This is a genomic window from uncultured Capnocytophaga sp. (assembly GCF_937936315.1).
In the GTDB taxonomy this organism is placed as follows: domain Bacteria; phylum Bacteroidota; class Bacteroidia; order Flavobacteriales; family Flavobacteriaceae; genus Capnocytophaga.
Window position 1 is genome coordinate 1 of the sequence record NZ_CALGWU010000019.1, and the last position, 13,125, is coordinate 13,125.

Consider the following 13,125-nt stretch of genomic DNA (forward strand, 5'->3'; position numbering starts at 1 on the left):
GTTAGTTGAAAATGAGAGAAATATTTTTTGAAGAAAAACTCGGAGAGACTCGGAGTGAGGGTGGTGATGGAGGTTTGAAGGTTGGAAAAGAGAGGGTGGTACATTTTTTTGGGGTGGGATTAATTTACTAAGGTGATGTAAAGTAATCTGCCGCCTTCGTCGTTTGAGAGTATTATCTTTTTCTCATTGGTGAGCTCTACCATTGTGCCAATGGGAATGGGTTTGTTTTCGGTAACGTCTTTCATATCGGGGAGGGATTGATTGACAAGTACCCATCTATTTTGATAGAAAGTGAAATAACCTACAGGTTTTTTGTCGTCGTTAGTGAGATTCTCGTTGCGGATGAGTTTGCGCGATACGTGCCACTTGAAAAGGAATTGGTTGTGATATACCATCAAGCGGTGATTTTCGGGTTTCCACACATTGTTACCTGCATTGTAATACAAATCGGCGATGGGGAGGCTACCGCGATGAGGGGTACCACAAAACGGACACTTAGGGCGAGCGGTATTATCGAACACATACCACTTTTGAGTACAACTTGGGTTACTACAAGGTTGTATCAAATCTACAGTTTTGAGCAATGCTGTTTCCCATTCATTGGCGATAGGACGCAACATTGGGTTGTGCAATCCGTCGATGAAAGCGCGGTTGAAAAGTTCGGTGAGGTAGGGACCTGTGATGGTATAAGGCAATTTGGCGGGGTCACCCCAAAAGGCATCCCATTTGCGCAACTGGTCGGGTTTTACACGATTGGTAGCATCGGTGGGGTGTTCTATAAAGAGTGCCTTCTCCCCCATCGCTAATAATTCATCCTTTTCGGCATCTAAATCCCATACTTTGCTACCTTTGAGCGGGTGGCGACGCAAAAGATACATATATATAAGTACTGCCAAAGCGTGCAAATCAGTTTTTTGGTTAGGCAGTGCACGTTTAGGGTCTTTGATATCTAAATGTTTGGTGCTAAGTACTTCAGGAGCTATAAAATCGGCAGTACCTATAACCTCTGGAGGGAACATTCCAGGTACAACCAATCCATCTAAATCGATGATATTTGCTGATTTGGTTACGGGGTCGATGAGGATATTATTGTAAGAGAGGTCGGAATGTGCGAGCCCCATTTGGTGCATTTTTTTGATACCACGACAGATATTGATAGCGATTTGGAAATAGCTAAGCCAATCGCCTAACTCCGAAGGTGCCAAACAGAGTGGATACTGAGGATCGCGGAAAGAAGGGGTAGTGAACCACTTACCTTTTTTTTCCTCGCCTTTGAGTCCGTCGTCGGCGACACGTCCTTTGGCAAAGAAGAATTTACGGTCGTAGATAGGAACAATCACCCCTGTTTTGCCGTCTTTTTCAACAGCATCGTAGGGCCAGCGGAAAATCTCGTTGAGGAAATAATCGGGGGCGTTACCTTTTTTGATATTCTCCAAATACAGAGAGACGATGCGCTTGACGCGTTCTTTTTGGTTAAAATCTAAGGGGTCGCGGAAGAAAGCTACCACATAACGACGATCGGGAGAGAAGTACACATCTTTCACTCCTCCACGTTTGGGGTTGCCATCATCTACATATTGGTAGGATTTGGATGTATCTATAATTGATTTTACAGTGATTGTATTCATTTTAATAAATAATCGCGAGGGTTCTATCGTCGGAATTGCCTTTGCTCCAGAAGTCGAGCCACTGGAGGAGCTGCTGGTCTATTTGGTTATCGTTTTGGAAATCGACTTGACAATGGTCGTCGTTCTCTCCATTGAGATCGGCTAAGAAATCATTCCAACGTTCTATTTTAGTAAGATTGTTTTCCACTACAAACTTAGGGTCGTAGATGCCGTCGGTCATCAGGAATAGTTTAGAAAAATCGTTAAAGCGATGAATGCCAAAGCGTTTACCTACGGGTATTTCGGCATCGTTAGAATAAATCTCGGGCATAGTGATGAAACGCGTACCTCCGCCAAATTCACCTATATCTAATAGATTGAGCAATTGCACTTCGGTTTGAGCTTCATTTAGAATACAAATAGGGCAATCGCCCACACCAAAGGTAAGTAGCACATAACCAAAATCGTATTTTTTAGCCAAAGCAAAAATGAGTGTTGTATGAAGGTCTTTCAGCGCAATTTCTTCGGCGTTAGCAAAATCTTCTAAATGACGGAAAAGTTCTCGCAACTTGCGATAAATGGCATTTACAATATTGCTCTTGTGCGTAAGGTCTTCCGCTGTTGCGAAATAAGCAACTACCTCTTGGTCGATTGTGTTTAGAAAATCGCTATCGTTGCAACTGTCGCAAATAAAATGAGTGGCAATTTCGGAGCCTTTGCGAGCAAATTTAGCCGAACCAGCACCATCGGCGACGGCTATCACTTGCCAATCGTTAGGCAAGGGCAAAGTGTAGAAATCGTCGTCACGAGCACCTCCTTGGTGAGCGTGCGACCTGCCACGTTTAGAAGCAACTACGAGTTTTTTGTCTAAGAAAGAGGTTTTTAGGGTAGCTTCTTCGGTTTTGTAGAAACGCGCTTCTTTATCTAAAGGAATATTTTGCCAAAGGTCTTTGGGATCGGGATTGATGATGAAAGGCACTCGTTTTACCCGTTCAATCAAATCGGGGTCGGTGGTGCAATAGAAGTGAATTTCCAACTCGGTACTCGCTGCCATAGTAGGTTTTCCCTCAATAGTGCGAGTATCGGGGGAGAAAGTGAGCCCAAACTCTTCTAAATGACTGATGCGAGAGATGTGTATATGTGGAAATTCCTCTAAATTAAAACTGAAATTGTAGTCCTTTTTAGCATTAGCATTGGCAATTGGCAAATGAGCATCTTGAAAAGACTCAATTTCGTAGTGTATATAGTATTTTTCTTTCACTTCTTCTTGTAGTTGATGCGCTAAACTGCTTATTTTTTCGGATTGAGAGAGTATAGAGAGCACTTTGGCTACTACACGCGGATTGGGTTGCCCATTGGGATGTTCCCCTTTGATGATAGTTTGTATAATTTCGTCCATTAGCCTAAGGTTCTATTGATGTCAAACTCTTCATCGGACATACCGTAGTTAGCCACTGATCCACACCACGGACAGCTGTTCTCGCCTTCGCCAGAGATGCAGTGCACGCCGCCACAAGAGCAGGTTGCCAAAGCATAGGCATTGCCACAACAAGGGCAAGAAGGGTTGCCCATCAGTTCGTCCGACGATACTTTGAGGGCGTAGTTCGTTTCGTTAGAGAATTCTTTATAGCTATTCTCGTCTATTTTATAAGCTCCTTGCAGCATATAGATACGGGTTTGCATTCCGTAGATACCCGAACTGCGAGAGCTTTTTTGGAATTTGATAAGGTATTGTTTTTGGGTATTAGAACACTTTCCGCGAATGACCACGAAGTTTTCATCGGGGACATCGTGGCGCTTGGTGAGGTCGATGCTTTCGATGAGGTGATGATCGGGTTTGGCGAGCTTGATAGCATCGGTATTGGTGTTGTTCACCTGCTCGCTGGTGGTTTTGATAGAGGCTGTAATCCACTTAAAGAATTCTTTGTAGGCAGCTGCATTGGTGTTGTTGAACTGCAAGACTTGATCGGTGAGTTGCCCCAAGAGGTTGTAGTTTGTGTTCTCACCCAACGAAATTGCTACTAAGTTCACTTTGCGGCGGTAATGAGCATTCCAACGCTCGATAGCTTGAGCGGGGTCATCGGTAGGGATACCATCGGTGAAGAGGAAAACGAGAGGTTTCCAGTCGCCTTTGCGTTCGAGGGTAGTTTTCACCACCTCACGGTCGATAGCGTTCATCAGTTCGTTGAACCCACTAGCGAGGGAAGTACCTCCGCCGATAGGAATCTTGGGCGGATAGAAAGTGATGATATCCTGCAAAGGCGTAATGACCTTGCTTTTGCCCGCAAAGCCAATGATAGAGAGCCAAACGGTTTCGAGTGCAAATGGATCGGCTTTGAGTTCTTTGATGATTGTAGCCATACCGTCTTGCACGTGTTCTATGGGGTCACCGACCATTGATTCGGAGACGTCGAGGAGGAAATAAATGGGGAGTCTGCGCATATTAGTGAAAAGTGAAAAGTGAAAAGAATTATACTACTAAATTGAGTTCACGTGGTGGCGGTGGGAGGGTCATTGATTCACCGGTGCCTTGTGATTTACCACCCATTTCTATAGATGAACTCACCCATTTGAAAAAGGTAGTAAGCATATTGGCATCGGTGGTGTCGAGTTTTACCACATCGGGGGTGAGTTCTTGGAGGTAGGACACTTCGGCTTTGGGGCCTGCGGCACAACCTACAATCACACCAAAATCTAAGGCTTTTACTTTAGGGATACATTCACGATACTTCTGTATATCAGAAGGTTTGCCATCGGTAAAGATAAACAAAAGCGGTTTCCAATCGCCTTTTTGTTGCGCTGAACCTCTGATGAGTTCGGTTTTTACCAAATCACACACCATTTCAAGGGCTTCGCCTGTGTGAGTAGGTCCACTTTCGGGACATTTGATTTCGATAGGCTGAAAAGAAGCTAAATCTATCAGCGGGATGATGTTGCGCACTTCACGGTCGAAAGTAATGACACTCAAATGGAGGGAATCCATTGCCTGAGGGTCGTTGCGTAACATATTGATGAGCCCATAGAAGCCGTTGTTGAGGGCTTGGATAGGTTCACCGCTCATTGAGCCTGAAGTGTCTAAAAGAAAATAAGCTAAGAGTCGTCTGTTCATCGTTAGGAAACAATTACTAATTCACTTGGTGGAGGAGGGAGTTGGTCTTTTTTGGTAAGGTCGATACCTGTTTCTTCTACTTTGGTAGAGGTAGTCGCAATAGAGGCTGATACCCATTGGAAGAATTTGCCAATGCTATCGGCATCGGTATTGCTAAGGCGCACTACTTGGTCGGCTATTTCCTTAAGCACTTTATCATCGGCGTTATTACCAGCGGCACATCCTACTATCAAACCTTTTTTCACGGCTTTGAGCTTTTGGAATCCCGCTTGCCAATCGTCGGTAGGGACACCATCGGTCATAATAAAAACGATAGGTTTCCAGTCGCCTTTTTGTTCGAGAGTTGTTTTGGTAACTTCATTTTCCAATTTATCGGCGAGGAGGCTCAAGGCAGCTCCAAGTGCTGTTGTGCCAGCAGCTTTGAGGTCTACCGTTTGGAAAGAAGCTAAATCGGTAAGGGGAATAAGTTGTTTGGCTTCGGAATCGAAAGTGATGATGCTCACAAAAGCAGTTTCGATAGCCTGAGGGTTTTGGCGCAGTGAGTGCACCATCATCTGCACGCCATTTTTCACTGCCTCTATAGGTTCGCCCGTCATTGAGCCAGAAGTATCTAAGAGGAGGTATACGGGAAGTCGTCTCATAGTGTGATATGTTAAGAAAAGAGGCTGCCTTAAAGGTGAGGAACAGCCTCTCTGTTTTTATGATATGTTGTATGTTGAATTATTGTTATTCAATCCTGCTCCATAGGTTGAAGCATTTTGGTTTAAGCCTTGCCCATACCCAGAAGCTCCATACTCAGGATCGTTCTGGTTGATAAAGCTCATTACCTCTAAAGTAACATCTTTACCACCAGAAAGCACATTGTATAGGCAACCTATGGTATAGATAGGACCCCAAGGGATACCCCACCACCCTAATATAAGGGTAAGGAAAAACCAGCCTAAACCTTGTGTAACTCTTGATTTACCAGGTTTGATAAAGTAGATGCCACTAGAACGTTTAAAAGTAACCACCACCAGAGATATACAATAAGTATAGATTACAAACTTACCTCCTTGATTTACTAAATCGCGAATTTGGTTTGTAGACAAGCCTTCAACGTTGTTAATATCATTCATAATAATACTTTTGAATTACAAATAGTTTTGAACAATACGGTGAATGGTTTGACCAAGGAAAGAATCGTCTACGGGATCACCAATAGCATCAAATTTCCATTCGCCATTTCTCTTGTAGAGTTTTGCCAAAATAAGAGCACGTTTGCCAGCGTAAGCAGGTTCGGCAGCTACGTTGTAAGAGGCAAACACAGAGTTTACACGCTGTGGTGTACCTTCGAACATACGAATTTTAGCATAAGGGATTTGTGAAAAGTCTTCTTTACCTACGTTGTTGAGGAAGAAGAAAATTTTAGATACATTAGGAGCTACACGATCTAAGTTTACAGTGATAATTTCGTTATCAAGACCATCGTCACCTCCTTTATCGCCTTGCAAATCGTCACCAGTGTGGTGAAGAGCGCCGTCGCTGGTATCTAATTTTCCTTTAGGAAGACCGAATTGTTGCAAGATTTGGATGTTGTACAAAGGAGAATAGAGGTGGTCGCAAACGTTGTTGTTGTCGTCGATAAGCACACAGCTAAGGTCTAAATCCACATCTTGTTTGTTTTTCATCAAACCAAAGAGAGCTTTAGTTTCGATAGCGCCCCAGTTCACTCCAATACAGAAGTTTTGTAGTTTTTCACCAGATTCTTTGCGTAGGTCGATTTTTTGACCTTTTTGTAAATTGATTGCCATAAAAATAATTTTTAAATTAATCAATTAGCAGAGATTTTGCTAATTGAGAGGTTTATAATTCAGTTAATTGTATTTGTTAAGATAGTCTTCCAAGCCACCTTTCATTCCCATACCTACCGCTTCGAACTTCCATTCGCCATTGCGTTTGTAGATACGACCGAACTCTACAGCTGTTTCGATAGAAAAATCCTCTTCCAATTCGTATTTTAGCATTTCTTGATTGGTAACTGAATCGAAAATGCGGATGAATGAATTGCGTACCTGACCGAAATTTTGTCCGCGTTGAGCAGCTTCGTGAATAGTTACTACGATGCAGATTTCGGCTGCATTAGGTTCTATTTTAGAGAGGTCGACAAGGATTTGCTCATCATCGCCATCACCTGCTCCTGTGCGGTTGTCGCCGGTGTGCACTACTGCTTCATTAGGTGATTTGAGATTGTTGTAGAACACGAAGTGGCTATCTGACAACAATTTTTTGTTTTCGCCTAAGATAAATACCGAGGCGTCTAAATCGAAATCAGTACCTGTAGTGGAGCTGTTCGTATCCCAACCCAAACCTACGGTGAATTTAGGAGCATTGATGCTCTCTCTTTGTCCTTTTTGTAAGTTGATTGCCATAAAATTAATTTATTAATTAGTCAATTAGCAAATTTGCCAATTGGGGTGTTACTTGTTTAGGTTTAAATCAAGCATAGAGGTGAGGATGTTTTTTTCTTCCTCTATATTCAATTGTTCATCAGTAAGGTTGTTGTTGTCAATGGTTTCACGATATTTTGCCAAGAGTTCTTTTACATCCTCGGGGAAACTGTTGCGTATCTCTTTGCGTTTTTCTTCTAAGTCTCTTATTTTGCGTTCCAACTCCCCTACTAACGAATGACCATTGCTCACGTTTTTTTCGCGATTCAGTTGGTGCTTGAAGGCATCTTTTAGCAAATAGAAACCATTGGTTTGCAAGTTCCAAATAAACTCATCATCGGATCCGAGAATTCTAAAGAGCTCAAAAATTTGGAAATCTACATTGAAACCACACATAAAACGCACTTTGAAGTTTTTGCTCGCCAAACGGGAGAGCAATAGACGCTCGATATTCAGCCCCTCTAAGGTGTAGAGTTTCGTTCCTGGCACTACTAACAGATGGGTGATATCATCATCGTCGCGAAAATACTCCTCGGCATAGTGGTTAGGAAAACTGCGGATAGCTGTGAGATTGTAAGGCTTGTAACTACCTGTGAGGATACTATAAGCGGCTTGAAACACCGCCGATACCTCAGCCTCGTGATACCGCTGGTCGGTTTCAAAACGGTTTTCAGCTTTGCCTTGGCGTGCCAGCTGCGCAATATAATCCTTATGGGCTGCTATTTCAGTATCAATATTGGTAATTGCTGCTTCCTTTTGCTTTTTGAGTTTGGTGAGTAGCTCGATAAGGCTATCGGTATACTGCAAGTGGAACAATTCCAACTTGTTCACATCTAAGGCTTCGGTGTTTTTTTCAAAAAATGAATGGATAATCTCGGTACGTACCACTATACCTACCAAGTCGGTTTGTTTAAAAAAGTTCTCTAATATTTTGAGTTTTTGCAACCTCCGTTTGCTATCATTCAGTATTTTTGTTTCTGTTCCCAAGTGTTATGCCTTTTTGTTTTGCAATTGGTTTTTAAGAGTGGTTTCTAAGTTCTGCAATTCGTTATCCAACAAGCGGCGACTTTGCTCTCCTTGTTGCTGGATTTGTTTCACCTCATTGAGGGTATTGATAAGTGAAGTAGTGGTTTCGCGCAAGGTATCGATAGACACGATTGTTTGTTCGTTGGCACGAGCGACATTCACAGTATTCTGTTGGAGGCGTTGAGCGTTTTTGCGCAAAATTTCTTCGGTGGTTTGCGATACACGTTGTTGTACCTCGATATGCTGTTGCTGGCGGTGTAAAGCTACAGCTAACGTAAGTTGGTTTTTCCAAACAGGCAAAGTAGTAGTGAGGATGGTTTGTGCTTTTTCGGCTATAGACACGTTGTTGTTCTGTATCAATCGGATTTGAGGTAACGACTGCAACATAATGAAGCGCACTACTTTCAAATCGGCTAAACGGCGGTCTAAGCGGTTGGCAAAGTCACGTTTATCGGAAATTTGATAATCTTGATACGCATCGGGGTTTGCTTCCATCAGCGCGAGTTCTTGCTTGGTTTTCTCGTAGCGCAAACTACCTGCAATGATGTACTCTTCAATTTTTTTAATCGCATCAACATTGCTACCGAAAATCGTTTGCAACACTGCGTTATCCTTAGTAGAATTGATGATACCTGCATTCACCTTATTGGAAATATCGGTGATGTTATTAACTATTTTGTCGTATTTGGCAAAAATATTATCTACTGTAGTTACCATACGCCCCAAGAGGGGTATTTTGCGCAAGAATTTTTTAAATCCGTTGCCTTCAAGCTCATCTACATCTACATAGTTGAGTTCGACAAGCAGTTTATTGATGAGCTCGCCTACCTCACCAGAGTTAGAGCGGCGTACATTGTTCAAAAAACTATCACTTTGTGAAGCCAATGTATTTTGTAACTCAGCACCAAAGTTGATTACTGAATTAGGGTTTGTTTCTTCTATATTGGCAGCGATAAGTTCGTACTTAGAGGTATCGGCAGGTGTAAGATTTTGAAGAGTTACATTGCCGTTCTTATCGATTACTTGAGCATTTGTATCGAGTACTTGTAGTTCTAAGGTTTGTTCCATAATGTTTAAGATATTTTGATGTGAGTTATTAAAAACTCGCACTACTTTCACAAATGAAATATTAATTATATTTGTTAGTTAGTTATTTAATAATTTCTCCTTTGTAGTATTTAGAAAGGAAAAATGCTAAATCTTCTTTGTAGCCAATGCCTGAGGCTTCAAATTTCCATTTGCCATTGTGTTTATAGAGACGACCAAATTCTACGGCTGTTTCTATAGAAAAATCCTCACCTAATTCGTATTTAGCTACCTCTTCGCCGTTAGCATTATCGACGATGCGGATGTAGGAATTGCGCACTTGTCCGTAGTTTTGTTTGCGGTTAAGCGCGTCGTGAATGGTTACCACGAAAAGAATTTCGGTTACTCGTGGATCTACTTTAGCGAGATCTACTTGTATACTTTCGTCATCGCCATCGACACTATTACCTCCTGTAGGGTCATCGCCAGTGTGGTGGAGGGCACCATCGGGAGAATCGGTATTGCCGTAGAACACAAAGAAAGGTTCTGAAGGGATAAGGCGCTGAGCATCTATCATAAAAGCCGAAGCGTCTAAATCGAAATCGTAGCCAGTACCCTCATTAGGATCCCAGCCTAATCCTATAGTTAAATTTTGTAGACCTATGTCTATACGTTGTCCTTTTTGTAAGTTGATTGCCATAATACTGATTTGTTAATTAGTCAATTAGCTAATTAGCTAACTGAGGGGATGTTATTTTATTAATTAATATGGTGCAAAGATAATAATAATTAGGAAATTTGCAAATTTAAAAATTAGCAAATTACGAGAGTCCTGTGATGATACCCTCATCGTCTATATCCATACCTTCGGCAGCAGGCACACTGGGGAGTCCTGGCATACGCACTGTATCACCTAAGATGGGGATTACAAAGCCAGCTCCTGAAGCAAATTCAAACTCGCGCACGGTTACCTCAAAACCAGTAGGGCGGGCGAGTTTTTTCTCGTCATCGCTGAGCGATTTAGGGGTTTTCACCATACAGATAGGCATTTTATCAAAGCCCAATTTGTTTATTTGCTTTAACTGACTCACCGCTTTGCCACTATAGTTCACCTTGCTCGCTCCATAGATTTTAGTAGTTACCGTAGTGATTTTTTCTTCTATACTTGCCTCATTGCTGTACAGCGGTTTGAAGTGGCTCTCACCACTCTCAGCTATAGCAACCACCGCGTGGGCAAGTTCTTCAGTTCCTTTACCTCCTTCGCTAAACCCTTTGCTCACAATCGCTTGCACTCCTTTTTGAGCACATACCTCTTTTATGTAGGCGATTTCTTCGTCACTATCGTTAGGGAAATAGTTGATTGCTACCACTGCTTTGAGTCCAAAGAGTTGTACATTCTCGATATGTTTTTCCAAATTAGCAATACCGAGTTTTACTTTTTCCAAGCAAGGGGCGTTGTACTCTTCTTTTTTAGCCCCTCCGTGATGACGCAAGGCACGGATAGTTGCTACAATCACCACTGCATCGGGGGCTAAGCCTGCTGAAGTACATTTGATGTTGAGGAATTTCTCAGCCCCAAGGTCGGCACCAAAACCTGCTTCGGTAACTACATAGTCGCCTAATGAGAGTCCCATTTTGGTAGCCAAAACAGTGTTTGTCCCTTGGGCTATGCTGGCAAACGGACCTCCGTGCAAGATAGCGGGATTGTTTTCAAGGGTTTGCACAAGGTTAGGCTTGATAGCTTCTTTGAGCAGTAGTGCCATTGCCCCTACCACGTTCAAATCGCGGGCAAATACAGGGGTGCCGTCAAACTTTTTGCCTACATAGATGTTGCCGATGCGCCTTTTGAGGTCAGAAAAACTTTCTGACAAGCACAATATTGCCATAATCTCGGAAGCAGGAGTGATATTAAAACCATCTTCTCGAGGCACTCCGTGTGTAGCACCGCCTAAACCTACTACTATATGGCGCAACGCGCGGTCGTTCATATCCATTACACGCTTCCAAACTACGGTGCGAGGGTCGATGCCAATAGAGTGGGTTTTGCTCTGGATATTATTATCGATAACCGCTGCTAAAAGGTTGTTAGCCTTCTCAATAGCCGAAAAGTCGCCCGTAAAGTGCAAGTTGATATCCTCCATAGGCACCACTTGCGAATAGCCACCACCAGCTGCCCCTCCTTTGATACCAAAAACAGGTCCTAACGACGGTTCTCGCAATACAGCAATCGCTTTTTTGCCTATTCTGTTAAGTCCTTCCGTCAGACCAATGCTCACCGTGGTCTTGCCCTCACCCGCAGGCGTAGGAGTGATAGCTGTAACCAGCACCAGCTTACTGTATTTCATCTTCTCGGCATTGATGAGGTGCAACGGTAGCTTAGCCTTGTATTTTCCATAAGGGTCGAGGTCGTCCTCGCTGATGTTTAGTTTTTTAGCTACCTCTCTGATGGGGAGCATCTGTGCCTTTTGGGCGATTTCTAAGTCGGTCATAAATAATTGATAATTTTGTGGAGTAGTTTTATTTTATTGACAATTCTTTGGTAAATCGCAAAAGATGTTGTACTTTTGTACCCGAAGATGAGTTAAAGTCATAGACTCGCTGGGCTAATAACCTAGAAGCGTTATCGGGCGTGTTGAGTAAGGATTTTAACTCATCTTCTATTATCTTCTCTTCTGATTTAACACTATTATACATACTTTTTAACCGTAATTTATTATTTTTACTACCAAATACTTCAATAATTACAACCGTATTATCTTCATTCTTTTTCAAAAATAAATAAGTTTCAGCTTGATGTTTTTCTATATGTCCTAATGAAATAAGTTTATCAGGTTTATCCAAAACATCTACAATAAGAGAAATGTCTGTATCTGTGAGTGGTTTCCCTTGCTGTGGAGCCTTCTCATTTTTACCATATGTCAGATATTGATTGTAACACCACCATAGCATCTGGTGTAAGTTCTGCAATAAGGTAGTCTTTAGAAATTATCTTGTTTTGTTTTACACTAAACGTGTTTAAACTTTTTTTAGGAACTTGGAGATAAAACCTAATAGAAGCATTCCAATCCAAGTCACATCAAGATACTCATATCTCATTATCAAACCTTTATATCCGTCAAGTTTTTGGCGACAACGTGTATGACTACCATCCAATTGAACGCAAGACATATCTAACTTTTTTTCTTCTTACTTAATAGATTCAACCATACTCGCTGAAAGCTACCATCTTTACTCCATTTGTTGAAGTAGTAATAGACATTTTGCCAAGAGATTTCTCCTTTTTCAAAATAGACCTCAATTGGAAGTTCTCTCCATTGTACCCCTGTTTTTAATCTCTTGAGAATCAATAAAAATATTGAAGCTAAATCAAAATTACTTTTAAATCCTCTTTTTCCTACACTTAAAAAGGAAATAATCCAATTATTTATTGTATCTTTGCCCAAAGTTCCTGAATTTTGGTGTTTTTCTCAAACACAAAATTACTAATTTTCGGGAACTTTTATTTTATTATAGGAAAAAGTTTAAACAGCTTCATTTTTTAAAAGTTATTTGGCTATGGGGTGGTTGGCAGGGGCATTATTACAGTCTTTCACACATTCTCCTTTTTGGTTTATATAGAACCATTTGTTATTTAGCTCTACTTCTGCTAATCCTTCTGAAAATCTTCCTGCATAATCATACTTTATAGGAATCACTTCTTTGCCTGTTTTATCTATAAAGCCATATTTATCATTCAATTTTACTTTAGCTAATCCTTCTGAAGGACTTTCAGCATCATCATACTTTATAGGAATCACTTCTTTACCTGTTTTATCTATAAAACCCCATTTGTTATTTAGACTTACGGCTGCTAATCCTTCTGAAAATCCTCCTGCATCATCATACTTTATAGGAATCACTTCTTTACCTGTTTTATCTATAAAACCCC

At 41.6% G+C, this 13,125-nt stretch carries 15 protein-coding genes; all 15 read right to left on the reverse strand.

Annotation, left to right across the window (positions count from 1 at the left end; translation table 11 throughout):
* Positions 1–119: 119 nt before the first annotated feature.
* Entirely contained in the window at positions 120–1,628 is a 1,509-nt protein-coding gene (locus Q0162_RS02460) for a kinase (RefSeq protein ID WP_297888574.1), read from the reverse strand.
* Position 1,629: 1 nt separating this feature from the next.
* The gene (locus Q0162_RS02465; protein ID WP_297888580.1) at positions 1,630–3,006 is read right to left on the reverse strand and encodes a PP2C family serine/threonine-protein phosphatase; all 1,377 of its coding nucleotides are present in this window, start codon (positions 3,004–3,006) and stop codon (positions 1,630–1,632) included.
* A complete protein-coding gene (locus tag Q0162_RS02470) occupies positions 3,006–4,049 on the reverse strand; it encodes a TerY-C metal binding domain-containing protein (protein ID WP_297888584.1) in 1,044 nt (347 codons plus the stop codon). Before Q0162_RS02470 ends, Q0162_RS02465 begins: the two co-directional genes overlap by 1 nt.
* Before the next feature lie 28 nt (positions 4,050–4,077).
* Complete coding sequence (locus Q0162_RS02475; RefSeq protein WP_278636479.1) at positions 4,078–4,716, reverse strand: VWA domain-containing protein; 639 nt, start codon at positions 4,714–4,716, stop codon at positions 4,078–4,080.
* A gap of 2 nt (positions 4,717–4,718) precedes the next feature.
* The gene (locus Q0162_RS02480) at positions 4,719–5,357 is read right to left on the reverse strand and encodes a VWA domain-containing protein (RefSeq protein ID WP_095901926.1); all 639 of its coding nucleotides are present in this window, start codon (positions 5,355–5,357) and stop codon (positions 4,719–4,721) included.
* Between the two features lie 57 nt (positions 5,358–5,414).
* Positions 5,415–5,834, reverse strand: a complete 420-nt coding sequence (locus tag Q0162_RS02485) for a hypothetical protein (RefSeq protein WP_297888588.1) — start codon at positions 5,832–5,834, stop codon at positions 5,415–5,417.
* 15 nt (positions 5,835–5,849) lie between these two features.
* A complete protein-coding gene (locus tag Q0162_RS02490; protein ID WP_297888591.1) occupies positions 5,850–6,509 on the reverse strand; it encodes a TerD family protein in 660 nt (219 codons plus the stop codon).
* A 63-nt stretch (positions 6,510–6,572) separates the two neighbouring features.
* Positions 6,573–7,127: a TerD family protein gene (locus tag Q0162_RS02495; protein WP_095898964.1), complete on the reverse strand. Its 555-nt coding sequence runs from the start codon at positions 7,125–7,127 to the stop codon at positions 6,573–6,575.
* A gap of 48 nt (positions 7,128–7,175) precedes the next feature.
* Positions 7,176–8,132: a hypothetical protein gene (locus Q0162_RS02500; RefSeq protein WP_297888596.1), complete on the reverse strand. Its 957-nt coding sequence runs from the start codon at positions 8,130–8,132 to the stop codon at positions 7,176–7,178.
* Positions 8,133–8,135: 3 nt separating this feature from the next.
* The gene (locus tag Q0162_RS02505; RefSeq protein WP_297888599.1) at positions 8,136–9,239 is read right to left on the reverse strand and encodes a toxic anion resistance protein; all 1,104 of its coding nucleotides are present in this window, start codon (positions 9,237–9,239) and stop codon (positions 8,136–8,138) included.
* Positions 9,240–9,321: 82 nt separating this feature from the next.
* A complete protein-coding gene (locus Q0162_RS02510; protein WP_297888602.1) occupies positions 9,322–9,897 on the reverse strand; it encodes a TerD family protein in 576 nt (191 codons plus the stop codon).
* A gap of 121 nt (positions 9,898–10,018) precedes the next feature.
* Positions 10,019–11,686, reverse strand: a complete 1,668-nt coding sequence (locus Q0162_RS02515) for a formate--tetrahydrofolate ligase (RefSeq protein WP_297888603.1) — start codon at positions 11,684–11,686, stop codon at positions 10,019–10,021.
* 28 nt (positions 11,687–11,714) lie between these two features.
* Entirely contained in the window at positions 11,715–12,146 is a 432-nt protein-coding gene (locus Q0162_RS02520) for a hypothetical protein (protein WP_297888605.1), read from the reverse strand.
* A gap of 221 nt (positions 12,147–12,367) precedes the next feature.
* Entirely contained in the window at positions 12,368–12,640 is a 273-nt protein-coding gene (locus Q0162_RS02525; RefSeq protein ID WP_297888608.1) for a transposase, read from the reverse strand.
* A 102-nt stretch (positions 12,641–12,742) separates the two neighbouring features.
* Positions 12,743–13,125, reverse strand: a 383-nt coding sequence (locus Q0162_RS02530) for a WG repeat-containing protein (protein WP_297888611.1), incomplete at its 5' end; no start/stop codon positions are given.